This is a genomic window from Nocardia lijiangensis NBRC 108240, assembly GCF_001613045.1.
GTDB classification, from domain to species: Bacteria; Actinomycetota; Actinomycetes; order Mycobacteriales; family Mycobacteriaceae; genus Nocardia; species Nocardia lijiangensis.
In genome coordinates, this window is sequence record NZ_BDBP01000050.1 from 32,728 (window position 1) to 47,438 (window position 14,711).

The window sequence follows — 14,711 nt, forward strand, 5'->3', positions numbered from 1 at the left end:
TGTTGTATCTCCGGAGTCGAGTCGTACCCTGGACGTTATGAGCTTGTGCGAAACGAACACAACGCTGTCGGCGGCACAGGCGACTCCGGAAGCGGTCGAGTACACCGAGATCCTGGAGGCGGAGGACCGTCCGTGGGTGACTGTCGTGTGGGACGACCCGGTCAACCTCATGCACTACGTCACCTACATCTTTCAGAAGCTTTTCGGCTACACCAAGGCCAAGGCGACCGAATTGATGCTTCAGGTGCACAACGAAGGGAAGGCCGTGGTGTCGTCCGGGTCGCGCGACAAGATGGAGCACGACGTGCGCCGACTCCACGCGGCAGGTCTGTGGGCAACCATGCAACGGGACGACTGATCGCTACGACTACCCTGGCGCTCGTGCGTGAATGGAGCAGGCGCCGTGCGTAAGTGGAGCCGGAAGAACTCACTCAGCGGCCTCAAATTGCGGACCGAGATGGACGCGAGAGAGGCCGGAGTCCTGCGTTCCCTGGTCGGAGCGGTATCCGGCCTGCTCACCGAGCGATCGCAGTCCGCGCCCGAGGACGAACTCGCCGCGCTCACCGGCCTGCGTACCGGCAACACCAGCCCGCCCGACGACCCGCGGCTGCTGCGGTTGCTGCCGGACTTCCATCGCGCCGAGCCCGGTTCTCCCGATGCCGAGCGCGCCGGCCTGAACAGCGCACTGCGCGGTCTGCACGAGCCGGAAATCATCGACAGCAAACTCGCCGCGGGCTCGGTGGTACTGGACACCGTCCCGCCGGACGGCGGCAAGGTCGTGCTCACGCCGGAGCAGGCCGATGCGTGGCTCACCGCGCTCACCGATGTGCGGCTCGCGCTGGGTACGGTGCTCGGGATCGACGCCGACACGCCCGACCACCTCGATCCCGACGATCCGCGCGGTCCGCACCTGGACGTCTACCACTGGCTGACCTGGATGCAGGACACGCTGTTGCAGGCGCTCGCGCCCTGATCGGCGCCGCTCGGACGCTGATCGCCACCGACGGCCCGCGCCTCCTGACGGCTGCCTTGGTCGAACGTCGTATGGACAGCCTGAACGTGTAGGCCCGACGATCCCGCGCGCAGAATGGAGCGGATCGTCCCGCAACTCCGAAGGGCAGCGCATGAACGCAGTGCCGGGTCCGCGCGATTCGCTCACCGACGTCGCCGGTCTGCTCGTCGGGCACCATCACGCCCTCGATCCCGACGCCACCCTCGGTTCGGGCGCGGCGACCGGCTGCACCGTGGTGCGCGCGCCCGGCGGCGCTGTCGCTTCGGTCGACGTGCGCGGCGGCGGGCCAGGCACCCGCGAGACCGACCTGCTCGACCCGGCCAACACCGTTCGCCAGGTCCATTCGATCCTGCTCACCGGCGGCAGCGCGTACGGCCTCGCCGCCGCCGACGGTGTCATGCGGTGGCTGGAGGAACAGGGCGAAGGCATTCCGATGGACCCCGGCGACGCCGACCGGGTGGTGCCGATCGTGCCGGGCGCGGTGATCTTCGACCTGCCGGTCGGCGACTGGTACGTGCGGCCGACCGCCGAGTTCGGCTACCGGGCCGCAGCAGCGGCGGCCGCCGATTTCGAGCGCGGCTCGGTCGGCGCAGGCGTCGGAGCGCGCGCCGGATCGATCAAAGGCGGCATCGGCAGCGCGAGCCTCGTGCTGGGCGACGGCCCTGCGGCGGGTGTCACCGTGGCCGCGCTGGTGGTGGCCAACCCGGTCGGGTCGGTGTTCGATCCGCGCACCGGGTTGCCGTGGGGAGCCGGCACCGACGGACCCGAGCGCGCCGGCTTGCGTCCGGCCGCGCCGGAGCGTCTGGCCCGCGCGAACGCGTTGCCGGTCAAAGGCACCGTTCTCAACACCACGATCGGCGTGGTCGCCACCGACGCGCCGCTCGAGCCGTCCGGATGCCGCCGGATGGCGGCCACCGCGCACGACGGTCTCGCCCGCGCGGTCCGCCCCGCGCACTCCCCACTCGACGGCGACACCCTCTTCGCCGTGTCCACCGGCACCGCCCGCCCCGCGGCCGTCCCGCTTCCGCCCGCCTTCCCGGCCGACCTACTCCTCCTCGACGCCCTCTGCACCGCGGCCGCCCTCTGCGTCGAACGCGCCATCCTCGACGCCATCCTCACCGCCACCCCCGTCGCCGCCATCCCCACCTACAGCGACCTCTTCCTGGACTGACCTCACACACCTTTCGCGCTCGACACACCGACTCGCCGCTCGGCACGCCGAATCGGTGACCAGAAACTGTGTGCGAACAAGCCGGGGAAACCGGGACCAGGGAGTGAGTCGGGGGGAATAGGTGAATAGGCTGGCTCGTTGTCGGCTGTGTTCGGCCGGCGAAGTTATGCGGAAGGGTTTGACTCGTGTTGGTGATCAGAGCCGACCTCGTGGAGGCGATGGTGGCGCATGCCCGCGCCGACCACCCGGACGAGGCCTGCGGCGTCATCGCGGGGCCGGAGGGCTCCGATCGGCCGGAGCGGTTCGTCGCGATGATGAATGCCGAACGCTCGCCGACCTTCTACCGCTTCGATTCCGGCGAACAGCTGAAGGTGTGGCGCGAGATGGACGCGGCCGACGAGGAGCCGGTGGTGATCTACCACTCGCACACCGCCACCGAGGCCTACCCCAGCCGCACGGACATCTCCTACGCGTCCGAGCCCAACGCGCACTACGTGCTGGTCTCGACCCGCGACCCCGAAGAGCACGAGCTGCGCAGCTACCGGATCCTCGACGGCGAGGTCACCGAGGAGCCGGTGCGGATCGTCGCCTCCTACGAGACCGCCTGACCCCGAGCCCTGACGAAAACCGAGGAGTAAAGAACCCATGTCGGTAACCGTGTCCATCCCGACCATCATGCGCGGCCTCACCGGAGGCGAGAAGCGGGTGCAGGCCGAGGGCGAGACGCTGTCCGCGCTGATCCAGAACCTCGACGCCAACCACCCCGGTCTGGCCGAGCGGCTGCTCAAGGACGGCAAGCTGAACCGCTTCGTCAACATCTATGTCGACGACGAGGACGTGCGCTTCTCGGGCGGCCTGGCCGCCGAGGTGCCCGCGGGCTCGAGCGTCACCATCCTGCCCGCGGTCGCCGGTGGCGCGCGGACGCACGTCGACGCGATCAGCTGAGTCCGTGGCGCGCTACGAATCGCTGATCGCGACCCTCGGTAACACCCCGCTGGTCGGCCTGCGCACGCTGTCCCCGCAGTGGGACGGCGAGAACCACGTGCGGCTGTGGGCCAAGCTCGAGGACCGCAACCCCACCGGGTCGATCAAGGACCGGCCTGCGCTGCGCATGATCGAACAGGCCGAGGCCGACGGTCTGCTGCGTCCCGGCTGCACCATTCTGGAGCCCACCAGCGGCAACACCGGCATCTCGCTGGCCATGGCCGCCAAGCTCAAGGGCTACCGGCTGGTGTGCGTGATGCCGGAGAACACCTCGGTGGAGCGGCGGCAGCTGCTCACCATGTTCGGCGCGGAGATCATCGATTCGCCCGCGGCGGGCGGGTCCAACCAGGCGGTCGCCAAGGCCAAGGAGATCGCCGCGGCCAACCCCGACTGGGTGATGCTTTACCAGTACGGCAATCCCGCCAACGCGCTCGCTCACTACGAGGGAACCGGCCCGGAGCTGCTCGCCGACCTGCCCGAGATCACGCACTTCGTCGCGGGTCTCGGCACCACGGGCACCCTGATGGGCACCGGACGCTTCCTGCGCGAGAAGGTCCCGAACATCGAAATCGTCGCGGCCGAACCGCGATACGGCGAACTCGTCTACGGCTTGCGCAACATCGATGAGGGTTTCATTCCCGAACTGTACGACGAGTCGGTGCTGACCTCCCGCTTCTCCGTCGGTCCGTTCGACGCGGTCAAGCGCACCCGCGAACTGGTGCTCGAGGAAGGCATCTTCGCGGGCATCTCCACCGGCGCCATCCTGCACGCGGCGCTCGGCGTCGCGCGCAAGGCGGTCAAGGCGGGCACCCGGGCCGACATCGCGTTCGTGGTGGCCGACGGCGGCTGGAAGTACCTGTCGACCGGCGCCTACGACGGAACGCTGGAAGAAGCGGAGGAGCGGCTGGAAGGTCAGCTCTGGGCGTGAGCGCGGCGGCGCCGAGCACATAGCGGCCGCTGTGCGGGCCGGGCGGCGGCTCGGGGTCGGTACGCTCGAAGAACGAGCTGTGGCATCGATCAGGAGGTTGCCATGACCGGCGGACTCGGCCCCTCGTTCGACCCGGATCGGATCGCGGCCATGCGGGCGCGCTCGGGGACTCCGTATCCGGGAACGCCGGGCGCGGTGCCACCGGGATCGAAGCCCGTGCCGCGCGCGGGCAACCTCGCGGCGGTCAAGCAGTTGTGGCTGCGCGCCGGTGTGCTGATCACCGGATTCGTGCTGCTGCTCTACGCCATCGAGGGCGTCGACGCCATCGACAGCCGCCAGCTCGATCGCGGGGGAATCGAACCTCGCGAGGCGGACGGTCTGTGGGGCGTGCTCTGGGCTCCGCTGCTGCACAGCGGCTGGGACCATCTGATCGGCAACACGCTGCCGGTGCTCGTCCTCGGCTTCCTCGTCCTGGCGGCGGGGATCGGGCGCGGGCTGGCGGCCACCGCCGTCATCTGGGTGCTCGCGGGGCTGGGCACCTGGCTCACCGGGGCCGACGGCTCCGTGCACGTCGGAGCCTCCTCGCTGGTCTTCGGGTGGCTCACCTTCCTCATCCTGCGCGGCTGGTTCACCAAGCAGGTCGGGCAGATAGTGCTCGGTCTCGCCGTCTTGGTGTTGTACGGCTCGCTGCTGTGGGGCGTGCTGCCCGGACAGGACGGAATCTCTTGGCAGGGGCACCTTTTCGGTGCGATCGGCGGTATCGTCGCGGCGTGGCTGCTCGCCCCGAGGCAACGGCGTTCGCCCGAGCGGGCGGCCGTCTGAGGGCGCCCGGAATCTCTTGGTGGGGGGATGATTTCGCGGGGGGCGCATGAGCCGCCCAGCCGCTGGGTACGCTCTGATAATGGACGTCGACGCCGTAGGAAGGATCGAGCGGGGATCCTTGGCGCACTGCGGTGCGAGCGCAGCCCGTCGGAGATATTGGGGGATCGTTTCGTGACCGAGAATTCGTCGTGGCAGCATGAGGGCATGCGCCTTACCGTCCTCGGGTGCTCGGGCAGTGTGTCCGGCCCGGACTCCCCTGCGTCGGGATACCTGCTGAGCGGCCCGGATATGAATCCGACCGTCATCGATTTCGGCCCGGGTGTGCTCGGTGCGCTGCAGCGCTACGCCGACCCCGGCGAGGTCGACATCTTCCTGACCCACCTGCACGCGGACCACTGCCTCGACCTCCCCGGTCTGCTGGTGTGGCGGCGCTACCACCCGACCCCGCCGGTCGGCCGGGCCATCGTGCGCGGTCCCTCGGACGCCGCGCTGCGCATCGGCAACGCTTCGGCCGAGATCGGCGGCGAATGCGACGACTGGTCCGACGTGATCGACATGCGGCAGTGGGCCGAGGGCGAGCAGATCGAGTTCGGGCCCGGCCACACGGTCGTGGCGCGGCGGATGTACCACCCGCCGGAGTCCTACGGCCTGCGCATCACCACCAAGGCTGGGCGCACCTTCGTCTACACCGGCGACACCGCGATGTGTGACGCCGTGCAGGAACTGGCCCAAGGCGCCGACATCTTGATGTCGGAGGCCTCCTGGACCCACGATCCGGCGAATCGTCCGCCGGGCATCCACCTTTCGGGCACCGAGGCGGGCCAGATCGCGGCCCGCGCGGGCGTGAAGGAACTGCTGCTGACCCACATTCCGCCGTGGACCTCGCGCGAGGACGTCATCGCGGAGGCCAAGGCCGAGTTCACCGGGCCGGTGCACGCGGTCGCGCCGGGGGAGACCTTCGACATCTGACGGGTCGCCGGGGTTGCGGTCGGACGGCGTCGTGCGCGTCCACTAGGCTGGCCACGTGTCGAGACGAGCCGATGGCAGGGCGGACGATGAGCTCCGCGAGGTAAGGATCACCCGTGGATTCACCACGCATCCAGCCGGTTCGGTGCTGGTGGAGTTCGGTCAGACCCGGGTGATGTGCACGGCGAGCGTGACCGAGAGCGTGCCGCCGTGGCGGCGCGACTCCGGACTCGGCTGGCTCACCGCCGAATACGCGATGCTGCCCGCGGCCACCCACACCCGTTCCGGCCGGGAGTCGGTGAAGGGCAAGGTCGGTGGGCGCACCCAGGAGATCAGCAGGCTGATCGGCCGTTCGCTGCGCGCCTGCATCGATCTCGCGGCCATCGGGGAGAACACCATCGCCATCGACTGCGACGTGCTCCAGGCCGACGGTGGCACCCGCACCGCGGCCATCACCGGCGCGTACGTGGCGCTCGCCGACGCGGTGACCTGGCTCGGCGCCTCCGGCGGACTGGCCGACCCGCAGCCCATCTCGTGCGCGATCGCCGCGGTGAGCGTCGGCGTCGTCGACGGCCGGGTGCGGCTCGACCTACCCTACGAGGAGGATTCGCGCGCCGAGGTCGACATGAACGTCGTCGCCACCGACACCGGAACCCTGGTGGAGATCCAGGGCACCGGCGAAGGCGCCACCTTCCCGCGCTCCACCCTGGACAAGCTCCTCGACTCCGCACTCGCCGGGTGCGAGCAGCTGTTCACGGTGCAGAAAGAGGCGCTGGCGCTGCCGTATCCCGGCGTGCTGCCGGAGCCCGTCGAAACGTCGAAGAAGAAGTGATGAGCCGGGTCCTGGTCGCCAGCCGCAATGCCAAGAAGCTGAAGGAACTGCGCCGCATTCTGGACGAGGCGGGCGTCGCCGGGGTGGAGATCGTCGGCCTGGACGACGTGCCGCCCTACGACGAGGCGCCCGAGACCGGCGCGACCTTCGAGGAGAACGCGCTCGCCAAGGCCCGTGACGGCGCCGCAGCGACCGGATTGCCCTGTGTCGCCGACGATTCCGGTATCGAAGTGGACGCGCTGAACGGCATGCCCGGCGTGCTCTCGGCTCGCTGGGCGGGGCGGCACGGCGACGCCGCCGCCAACAACACGCTGCTGCTCGGCCAGCTCACCGACGTCCCCGACGAGCGGCGCGGCGCGCGCTTCGTCTCGACCTGCGCGCTGGTGACGCCCGGCGGCGCGGAACTCGTGGTGCGCGGTGAATGGCCGGGCGTCATCGCACGGAAACCGGTGGGGGAGGGCGGTTTCGGTTACGACCCGCTGTTCGTCCCGGAGGGCGGCGAGGTCTCGGCCGCCCAGCTCACGCCCGCCGAGAAGGACGCGGCCTCGCATCGCGGCCGGGCGCTGCGGCAGTTGCTGCCCGCGCTGGCCGCGCTCGCCGAGGGCTGACGCCCACGCGGCTCAGACGCCGAAGTCGTTCTTGACCTGCTTGGCGTTGGTGTGCTCGACGAAGAACGACAGCAGCGGGACGGTGCCCGCGATGAGGGTGCCGACGGTGCGGCCGATCGGCCAGCGCACCTTGACCGCGAGGTCGGCGGTGGCGATCAGGTAGATGAAGTACACCCAGCCGTGCACGACGGCGATCCAGCTCGGCGTCTCGGCGCCGAAGCCGTACTTGGCGATCATCTCGCCGGTGAGCAGCAGCAGCCACAGGCCGGTGGTCCAGGCGAGCACGCGGTAGCGCAGCAGGGCCGAGGCGATCTTGGCGGTGTTCGCCGCCGCGGCAGGCGCGGGAGCGGCCTGGGGCTCGGTGGCGACAGTGGTCTCGTTCTCGCTGGCGCTCAACCGGCGCTCCTCTCGGTATTGCGGGTGTCAAGGCCCGCCCGGCGAACCCGGTCGTCGAGTTCCTCGGCGTTCAGCGCGGCCAGGTACTTGTTGTATTCGGCGAGCGCCGGGTCGTCGTCGCGCGCGGCCTTGGGGCGCTCGGGCAGAATGCCCGCCGGAATCTCACGCGGCGCGGGCTTCTTGGTGGGGGAGTCCGTCCGCCGCGGTGCGGCGGCCGGCGTGTGCTGCTCGTCGGCCTCGGTCTCCAGTCGCACGAACCGGAAATAGGCGAAGACCGCGAACCCGGCGAACAACGGCCACTGCAACGCGTACCCGAGATTCTGGCCGGTTCCGCTGGACGACTCGAACCGCTCCCACTGCCACCAGCCCAGCGCCAGGCAGGCCAGGGCGGCCACGATAACCAGCACGATCAGGGCCGGGCGATTGTGTGCCGAGCGGCGGGGAGAAGCGGACACGCCTACTACGGTACCTGTCTACTACAGGGTGCGTAGGAGCAGGTCGGCCTCGGCTCTCCCCGCCGTCGAGCGCGCTCAGAACTTGTACGTGACCCCGGTCATTCGCTCGGATTCCTCCCACAGCCGTCGCTGCAACCCGGGGTTCTTCGACAGCTTGGTGGAGGACGAGGGCTTGACCGGTCCCTGGCTGCCGAACAACCGCGTCGGACCCCAGTAGATATCGGGATCGGGGTCGGGCATCGCGGCGGCGAACAGCGTCGAGTGCGCGGCCTTCGCGGGCGCGTGCCCGATCAGCCGGATGAACGGCTTGCTGACCCGGTCGAGCGGCGTCTCCGTCCTGGCGAACAGATCGGTGGCCGAGACACCCGGGTGTACGGCGTAGGAGCGCTTCTTCGAGCCGGACTCGGCCAGGCGGCGTTGCAGTTCCCGCGCGAACATCAGGTTCGCCAGCTTGGCCTGCGCGTAGGCGAGATTGCGCTGGTAGCGGCGGTTCTCGTAGTTGAGGTCGTCGATCCACAGCTTCGGGGTCTGCTTGTGCGCGATGCTGGCGAGCGTGACCACCCGGTCGCGGATGCGGTCGAGCAGCAGCCCGGTCAGCGCGAAGTGACCGAGATGGTTGACGCCGAACTGGGTCTCGAAGCCGTCCGCGGTCCGGGAGAACGGGATGTTCATCAGGCCCGCGTTGTTGACGAGCACATCGATCTCGCCGGACTGCTCGGCGAACGCGCGCACCGAGCTCAGGTCGGCGAGGTCGAGCGCGGCGACCCGCACGTCACCGGGGATCGCGGCGGCCACCTCCTCGGCTTTCGCGGCATTGCGGCAGGCCATGACGACGGTCGCGCCCTTGGCGGCCAGCACCTTGGTGGTCTCCGCGCCGAGGCCGCCGTTGGCGCCGGTGATGACAAAAGTGCGCCCGGTCTGGTCCGGGATTTCGGTAGGTTTCCACGCCATGAGGCAACCTTACTCTGGAGTAAGTTCAGGGGGAAGGAGCCTCGCCGCGCCGCCGCGCCGAATATCGACTCAGACACTTTCGTCGCGGGCTGGATCGGGATTCGGTGACCTTACCCCGCCGTGGCGTTCGCTACGGTGAAGAAGTGACAACGACGGTGGGGAGGCAATACGGCGGGCGTGCCGTCGCCGAACGCAAGGCGGAACGGCGGCTGCGGTTCCTGGAGGCGGCCACGCGCATCTTCGCCGAACGGGGATACACGGAATGTTCGCTGGCCGACGTGTGCGCGGCCGCCGGACTGTCCAAGCGCCAGTTCTACGAGGAGTTCGAGGCCAGGGAGGACGTGCTCGTCGCGGCCTACGACCGCATCCAGGCCGACGCGGTCGCCGCGGTGGGCGGCGCCCTCGCGACCCTCGACCCCCGGCTCGACCCGAGCGCCGCGATGACCGCGGTGCTCGGCGCCTACCTCGGCTCGCTCGGCGCCGATCCGTACCGCGCCAAGGTGGCCTTCATCGAGGTGGTCGGGGTCAGCGAGCGGATGGAGCGGCACCGGCGCGAACGCAGGCACGCCTGGGCGGCCGTACTCGAATCGGCTGTGGTGCCCAGGGTCGTGCCCGGCGGCCGGATTCGCGGCGGACCCGGACTCGCGGCGAGCGCTCTCATCGGCGCGATCAACGGACTCACCCACGAATGGCTGCTCTGCGATCCGCGGCCGCCGGTGGAGGCGCTGGTCGATCTGCTGGTTCCGGTGGCGATCGCGCTGATCGAAACCCCCTGATCGGCAACGGAATCCGGCGTCCGGCGGCCGCGCCGTCGCCGTGTCAGGCGAGCATGCCTTCGAGGCGCCGCGCGCGCTGGGGCAGGCGCAGCTTGCCCAGCGCCTTCGCCTCGAGCTGACGGACCCGCTCGCGGGAGACACCGAGCGCGGTGCCGACCTGCTCCAGCGTGCGGGCTTCGCCCCGGTCCAGGCCGAAGCGCAACAGGATCACCTCGCGTTCCCGGTCGGTGAGCGTGGCGAGGACGGCGTCGAGCCTGCCGCGGATCATGTCCGCCGCGACCACGTCGGCAGGGTCGGGCGCGTCGTCCGGGATCAGCCCGCCGAATTCGGTCTCGCCGTCGCCGACCGGGGTGTGCAACGAAATCGGCTCGCGTCCGTGCCGTAGCACCTCCTCGACCTGTGCCACCGGCATTTCCAGCTCGGCGGCCACCTCGGCCGCGGTGGCTTCGCGGCCGAGGTGCTGAGCGAGCGTGCGCCCGGTGCGGGTGATCCGGTTGAGCACCTCGACGACGTGCACCGGGATGCGGATGGTGCGGCCCTGGTCGGCGAGGGCGCGGCCGACGGCCTGGCGAATCCACCAGGTGGCGTAGGTGGACAGCTTCAGCCCGAGCCGGTGGTCGAACTTCTCCACCGCGCGGATCAGGCCGAAGGTGCCCTCCTGCACCAGATCGAGCAGCGACACCCCGGTGGGCGTCGGGTAGCGCTTGGCGATGGAGACCACCAACCGCAGATTGGCGCGGATCATGTGGTCCTTGGCGCACAGCCCGTCGGCGGCGGCCCTGCGCAGCGCGTGCCGCTCGGCGGGGGTGAGTTCGATTCCGGCTTCGGCACTTTCGTCGAGGCGCTGCTGCGCGAGCGTGCCCGCCTCGATGCGGACGGCCAGCGCCACCTCCTCGGCGGGGGTGAGCAGCGGGGTGCGGCCGATGCGGCGCAGGTAGTCCTGCATCGGGTCTTCGGAGAGGGGAGCGGTGCGGGCGGAGTCGAACTGGGGCACAGGTGGTCCTTCCGTCGATCGAGGGGCCGGTCCGGTGGTCTGCGTGGGCGTCGGCCACCGGACTGCGGCGCCGCGACAAACTTAGATCGGTCATAAAAATATGTCAAGTACAAATTTATGTCGGGATCGGATACGCTCGCCGACATGACCGAACAGGGACTTCGTGCGCGCAAGAAGCAGCAGACGCGCGAGAACATCTCGCATCAGGCGACGCTGCTGTTCCTGGAGCGCGGATTCGACAAGGTGACGATCGCCGACGTGGCGGCAGCGGCCGATGTCGCCAAGATGACGGTGACCAACTACTTCCCCCGCAAGGAAGACCTCGCCCTCGACCTGGGCGAGGTCTTCGTCGATCAGCTCGCCCGCATCGTGCGCGAGCGCGAGCCGGGAGAGTCGGCGCTGACCGCGCTGCGGCGCGCCTACCTCGCCGCAGCCGCCGATCGGGACCCGGTGATCGGCTTCTCCGGCCTCGAGTTCGCCAGGATGATCGCCGAGAGCCCGGCGTTGATGGCGCGCCTGCGCGAATTCCACGAGGACAGGGAGGCGGCGCTGGCCCGCACACTGGCCGCGGAAACCGGCGCCGCGCCCGACGACATCGCGCCGCGGGTGGCCGCGGCCCAGTTCGGCGGCGTGCACCGGGTGCTGTTCGAGGAGACCATGCGCCGCACCCTCGCGGGCGAGTCGAACGACGAGATCGCCGGTGCGCTGACCGAGTACATCCGGGTGGCCTTCGACGCGCTGGCACCGGGCTTGCGGGAGTACGCGATCCGCGCGGAATGAGGCGCGCTGCGGCGTTCGCTGCCGTGTCGCTGCGCCGGCGACAGCGCCTTCCGATGATTACCCGCGCGAAAGATACTTGCGCACGAATACTCGCCGACGTATATTCGTAGACGAGTAAGGAGGTGTCATGGCCACGAAGCGCAAGGTGAACAATCTGCTGGCGCTAGCGATCCTGTCGGTGATCATCGAACGGCCGATGCACCGCTACGAGATCGCCTCGAAGCTGCGCGAGCGCGGCAAGGACCAGGACATGGACATCAAGTGGGGCTCGCTCTACACGGTGGTCCAGAACATGGCCAAGGCCGGTTTCCTCGAACCCGTCGGCAGCGAACGCGACGGCGCCCGCCCGGAGCGGGTCATCTACCGCATCACCGACGCGGGTCGCGCCGAAATGTCCGACTGGACAAGAGAATTGATCGCCACCCCGGTGCACGAGCACGACGCCTTCACGGCGGGGCTCTCGGTGATCGGCGCGCTCTCCCCGGACGAGGTGATCGAGCTGCTCGCCACCAGAATCGGCGCGCTCGACGCGATCATCGCCGGTATCCGCCGGGAGCTGGAATCGCTCGCGGGCACGTTGCCCCGGCTGTTCGTGATCGAGACCGAATACGGGCTGGCGATGCTGGAGGCCGAGGCCGTGTGGGCCCGCTCTTGGCGCGCGGAACTCGTCGACGGCACCTTCCCCGACCTGCCCATGTGGCGGCAGATCCATGCCGGGAGCATGGCGCCGTCCGACTACGTCGAGATGGTGGAGAGGGGGATGCAGGAACCGAAGTAGTCACCCTCGCCCGGCCGTAGCCGGGAGGGACGTACTCGAGACCGAGCCCGGCGGAGGTGCGGCAACACCGCCGCCGAGCCCGATGAAACAGTCTCGAACCGTGCCCGCACGAGCGCACCCGGCCACGAGGCTGGCAACCACAGGATAACTGGGTGTGCGGTACGCGGATCGGTTCGGGCAAACCAACCCGACTCACAGACGGAGATACCCCATGTCCGAAATCCGTTCCGCGCTCGTCATCGGCGGCGGCATCGCAGGCCCCGTCGCGGCCACCGCCCTGCTGAAGGCGGGCATCGACGCCCGCGTCTACGAGGCCTACCCCGGCCCCTCCTACGGGATCGGCAGCGGGCTCGCGCTTGCACCCAACGGCGTCGCCGCCCTCGACCTCATCGGCGCGGGCGATCCGGTGCGCCGCATCGCGCAGCCGGTGTCGAAGATGATCCTCTCGGTGGGTGGCCACCATCACCACCTGCCCGCCCTGCGCGGCGAACCGCCGCTGCAAATGGTGGACCGCGCCGCACTGCACCAGACCTTGCACGATCACGCGGTGGCCGCCGGCGTGCCTGTCGAGTTCGAGAAGCGGCTGGTCGGCGTCGACGAGCACACCGACGGCGTCACCGCGCGGTTCGCCGACGGCAGCACCGCCACGGCGGACGTGCTGATCGGCGCCGACGGCATCCGGTCGACCGTGCGCGGCCTGATCGACCCGAACGCGCCCGGACCGCAGTTCACCGGCATGCTCGGCTTCGGCGCCACGGTCGAATGCGATGCCGGAATACCCTCCGACACCATGGTTTTCGCGTTCGGCAAGCGGGCTTACTACCTGTACGGTGCGGCCGCCGACGGGCGCGTCTTCTGGGGCGCGAACCTGCCGCACAAGCAGTACCTGACGCTCACCGAGGCCCGTGCGATCCCGGCCGAGCACTGGCTGTCGATCCTGCGCGACACCTACGCCGAGGACACGCCGGGCGGCGCACTGGCTCGCTCCACCACCGCGGAGCAGCTGGAGGTCACCGGCGGCCTGCACATCATGCCGCCGGTGCAGCACTGGTACCGCGGACGGATGGTGCTGGTCGGCGACGCGGTGCATTCGCCGTCCAACAGTTCCGGGCAGGGCGCGTCGCTGGCGATCGAGAGCGCGGTGCAGCTGGCCAGGTGCCTGCGGGACCTGCCGGAGCCCGCCGCGGCGTTCGCGGCCTACGAGCGGCTGCGCCGGGAACGCGTGGAGGGCATCGCGGCGCGCGCCGCGAAGATCAACCACAGCAAGACGCCCGGTCCGGTGGGGCGCAAGATGATGAATCTGCTCATGCCGTTGATGGTGAAGACGGTCATGAACCCCGAGAAGACGATGGGCTCCGAACAGCGCTACCGCATCGACTGGGACGCCCCGGTGCAATCGGAGCTGGTCAGCGCCTGATCCTTGGCCAGTTCCTCGTCACCGCCGGTCGCGAAATCCGCTCGCGACCGGCGGTTCGCGTATCCCCCTTGGGTGGGGAATCGTTCACCCTCGGAGGTGGGGAGGCAGCACTGGGGTTCCTGTCGGCGACGGCCTCGGACGACGACATTGGAAGTCACAACGAGACGCCGCCCGAATCCCGAGGAGCACCGCAATGCCGACCGAAACCATCGCACCTTCCGTTCCGACCAGGACGGGCGCGCTCGCGTCGGTCGACCGCTTCGACCCGGCCGCGATCGCGGTGTCCACCGCCGACTTCGATCTCACGTACGGCGAACTGGACTCCTGGTCGAATCGGCTCGCCCGGGTGCTGCTCGGCATGGGCGCCGGACCGGGCGCCACGGTCGCGATGGCGGTGGAGCCGACCATCGAGGCGGCCGTCACCCGCCGGGCCGTCGCCAAGTCCGGCGCGACCCCGGTGCTCGTTTCGTCTCGCGGGCCTGCTTCGAGCGAGGTCGACGCGGCCGCGATCGGCGTCACCACCACCGCGCTGCGCGGCGAGCTGACCGAGGCCATCGGCTGGCTGGTGCTGGACGATCGATCGATGCTGGTCCGTTACCTCACCGGCTCGGACGCCCCGATCACCGACGCCGAGCGGGAGCCGCTGCGGCAGGCGTCCTGACGACACGCCGCCTTCCGCCCGGGAAATCCTTCCTGACATGCGGATTTCGAGTTGTCGACCAGTGTGCGGAGCTAAACTCTCCAGGGGAAGTACTCCTATGCGCACGCTGGTCGACTCATCCGCGGGAAGGCTCGTTCCCACACGAGTCGAGACCCGTCGCGGCCGACAGCGCGCTCACCC

At 69.7% G+C, this 14,711-nt stretch carries 19 protein-coding genes; 15 read left to right on the forward strand and 4 right to left on the reverse strand.

Features of this window, described 5'->3' with window-relative positions:
• Positions 1-37 precede the first annotated feature (37 nt).
• From clpS to rdgB, 10 genes are all read left to right on the forward strand, one after another.
• A complete protein-coding gene (gene clpS / locus NL1_RS19590; protein WP_067841382.1) occupies positions 38-358 on the forward strand; it encodes an ATP-dependent Clp protease adapter ClpS in 321 nt (106 codons plus the stop codon).
• A gap of 45 nt (positions 359-403) precedes the next feature.
• Entirely contained in the window at positions 404-973 is a 570-nt protein-coding gene (aosR, locus tag NL1_RS19595; protein WP_067841431.1) for an oxidative stress transcriptional regulator AosR, read from the forward strand.
• A 151-nt stretch (positions 974-1,124) separates the two neighbouring features.
• Positions 1,125-2,183 carry a P1 family peptidase gene (locus NL1_RS19600; protein ID WP_067841384.1) on the forward strand — a complete coding sequence of 353 codons (1,059 nt, stop codon included), beginning with the start codon at positions 1,125-1,127 and terminating at the stop codon, positions 2,181-2,183.
• A 185-nt stretch (positions 2,184-2,368) separates the two neighbouring features.
• Positions 2,369-2,791 carry a M67 family metallopeptidase gene (locus NL1_RS19605; RefSeq protein WP_067841386.1) on the forward strand — a complete coding sequence of 141 codons (423 nt, stop codon included), beginning with the start codon at positions 2,369-2,371 and terminating at the stop codon, positions 2,789-2,791.
• A gap of 37 nt (positions 2,792-2,828) precedes the next feature.
• A complete protein-coding gene (locus NL1_RS19610) occupies positions 2,829-3,128 on the forward strand; it encodes a MoaD/ThiS family protein (RefSeq protein WP_067841388.1) in 300 nt (99 codons plus the stop codon).
• 4 nt (positions 3,129-3,132) lie between these two features.
• Complete coding sequence (locus tag NL1_RS19615; protein ID WP_067841390.1) at positions 3,133-4,095, forward strand: PLP-dependent cysteine synthase family protein; 963 nt, start codon at positions 3,133-3,135, stop codon at positions 4,093-4,095.
• A 102-nt stretch (positions 4,096-4,197) separates the two neighbouring features.
• The gene (locus NL1_RS19620; RefSeq protein WP_084510764.1) at positions 4,198-4,917 is read left to right on the forward strand and encodes a rhomboid family intramembrane serine protease; all 720 of its coding nucleotides are present in this window, start codon (positions 4,198-4,200) and stop codon (positions 4,915-4,917) included.
• 204 nt (positions 4,918-5,121) lie between these two features.
• Positions 5,122-5,886, forward strand: coding sequence for a cyclic nucleotide-degrading phosphodiesterase (locus NL1_RS19625; RefSeq protein WP_084510771.1), 765 nt, complete (start codon positions 5,122-5,124; stop codon positions 5,884-5,886).
• Positions 5,887-5,941: 55 nt separating this feature from the next.
• A complete protein-coding gene (gene rph, locus NL1_RS19630; protein ID WP_067841392.1) occupies positions 5,942-6,715 on the forward strand; it encodes a ribonuclease PH in 774 nt (257 codons plus the stop codon).
• Positions 6,715-7,323, forward strand: coding sequence for an RdgB/HAM1 family non-canonical purine NTP pyrophosphatase (gene rdgB / locus NL1_RS19635; RefSeq protein ID WP_067841393.1), 609 nt, complete (start codon positions 6,715-6,717; stop codon positions 7,321-7,323). The genes rph and rdgB overlap by 1 nt, the downstream gene beginning before the upstream one ends.
• A gap of 12 nt (positions 7,324-7,335) precedes the next feature.
• Here the strand turns inward: rdgB and NL1_RS19640 are convergent, their stop codons facing one another.
• The 3 genes from NL1_RS19640 to NL1_RS19650 form a co-directional block, all read right to left on the reverse strand.
• Entirely contained in the window at positions 7,336-7,719 is a 384-nt protein-coding gene (locus NL1_RS19640) for a DUF3817 domain-containing protein (protein WP_067841395.1), read from the reverse strand.
• On the reverse strand, positions 7,716-8,174 hold the full coding sequence (locus tag NL1_RS19645; RefSeq protein ID WP_067841396.1) for a transcriptional regulator: 459 nt from the start codon (positions 8,172-8,174) through the stop codon (positions 7,716-7,718). The genes NL1_RS19640 and NL1_RS19645 overlap by 4 nt, the downstream gene beginning before the upstream one ends.
• A 75-nt stretch (positions 8,175-8,249) precedes the next feature.
• Complete coding sequence (locus tag NL1_RS19650; protein ID WP_067841398.1) at positions 8,250-9,125, reverse strand: oxidoreductase; 876 nt, start codon at positions 9,123-9,125, stop codon at positions 8,250-8,252.
• Between the two features lie 143 nt (positions 9,126-9,268).
• Here NL1_RS19650 and NL1_RS19655 point away from each other — a divergent pair, with 143 nt between their 5' ends.
• Positions 9,269-9,901 (forward strand): TetR/AcrR family transcriptional regulator, encoded by a 633-nt coding sequence (locus NL1_RS19655; protein WP_067841400.1) that lies wholly within the window; start codon positions 9,269-9,271, stop codon positions 9,899-9,901.
• Between the two features lie 43 nt (positions 9,902-9,944).
• Here the strand turns inward: NL1_RS19655 and NL1_RS19660 are convergent, their stop codons facing one another.
• Complete coding sequence (locus tag NL1_RS19660) at positions 9,945-10,895, reverse strand: sigma-70 family RNA polymerase sigma factor (protein WP_245673396.1); 951 nt, start codon at positions 10,893-10,895, stop codon at positions 9,945-9,947.
• 144 nt (positions 10,896-11,039) lie between these two features.
• Between NL1_RS19660 and NL1_RS19665 the strand changes: the two genes are divergently transcribed.
• The 4 genes from NL1_RS19665 (at position 11,040) to NL1_RS19680 (ending at position 14,531) form a co-directional block, all read left to right on the forward strand.
• A complete protein-coding gene (locus tag NL1_RS19665) occupies positions 11,040-11,675 on the forward strand; it encodes a TetR/AcrR family transcriptional regulator (RefSeq protein WP_067841439.1) in 636 nt (211 codons plus the stop codon).
• Between the two features lie 127 nt (positions 11,676-11,802).
• Positions 11,803-12,453: a PadR family transcriptional regulator gene (locus NL1_RS19670; RefSeq protein WP_067841402.1), complete on the forward strand. Its 651-nt coding sequence runs from the start codon at positions 11,803-11,805 to the stop codon at positions 12,451-12,453.
• A gap of 211 nt (positions 12,454-12,664) precedes the next feature.
• Positions 12,665-13,870: an FAD-dependent oxidoreductase gene (locus NL1_RS19675; protein ID WP_067841404.1), complete on the forward strand. Its 1,206-nt coding sequence runs from the start codon at positions 12,665-12,667 to the stop codon at positions 13,868-13,870.
• Between the two features lie 193 nt (positions 13,871-14,063).
• The gene (locus NL1_RS19680) at positions 14,064-14,531 is read left to right on the forward strand and encodes an AMP-binding protein (RefSeq protein ID WP_067841406.1); all 468 of its coding nucleotides are present in this window, start codon (positions 14,064-14,066) and stop codon (positions 14,529-14,531) included.
• The last annotated feature ends 180 nt before the right edge of the window (positions 14,532-14,711 follow it).

What these genes read in the sequence shown, in the direction of transcription:
- clpS (WP_067841382.1), top strand. Translation starts at nt 38, where the DNA reads ATGAGCTTGTGCGAAACGAACACAACGCTGTCGGCGGCACAGGCGACT.
- NL1_RS19600 (WP_067841384.1), top strand. Translation starts at nt 1,125, where the DNA reads ATGAACGCAGTGCCGGGTCCGCGCGATTCGCTCACCGACGTCGCCGGT.
- NL1_RS19610 (WP_067841388.1), top strand. Translation starts at nt 2,829, where the DNA reads ATGTCGGTAACCGTGTCCATCCCGACCATCATGCGCGGCCTCACCGGA.
- NL1_RS19620 (WP_084510764.1), top strand. Translation starts at nt 4,198, where the DNA reads ATGACCGGCGGACTCGGCCCCTCGTTCGACCCGGATCGGATCGCGGCC.
- NL1_RS19625 (WP_084510771.1), top strand. Translation starts at nt 5,122, where the DNA reads ATGCGCCTTACCGTCCTCGGGTGCTCGGGCAGTGTGTCCGGCCCGGAC.
- rdgB (WP_067841393.1), top strand. Translation starts at nt 6,715, where the DNA reads ATGAGCCGGGTCCTGGTCGCCAGCCGCAATGCCAAGAAGCTGAAGGAA.
- NL1_RS19650 (WP_067841398.1), bottom strand. Translation starts at nt 9,125, where the DNA reads ATGGCGTGGAAACCTACCGAAATCCCGGACCAGACCGGGCGCACTTTT.
- NL1_RS19665 (WP_067841439.1), top strand. Translation starts at nt 11,040, where the DNA reads ATGACCGAACAGGGACTTCGTGCGCGCAAGAAGCAGCAGACGCGCGAG.
- NL1_RS19670 (WP_067841402.1), top strand. Translation starts at nt 11,803, where the DNA reads ATGGCCACGAAGCGCAAGGTGAACAATCTGCTGGCGCTAGCGATCCTG.
- NL1_RS19675 (WP_067841404.1), top strand. Translation starts at nt 12,665, where the DNA reads ATGTCCGAAATCCGTTCCGCGCTCGTCATCGGCGGCGGCATCGCAGGC.
- NL1_RS19680 (WP_067841406.1), top strand. Translation starts at nt 14,064, where the DNA reads ATGCCGACCGAAACCATCGCACCTTCCGTTCCGACCAGGACGGGCGCG.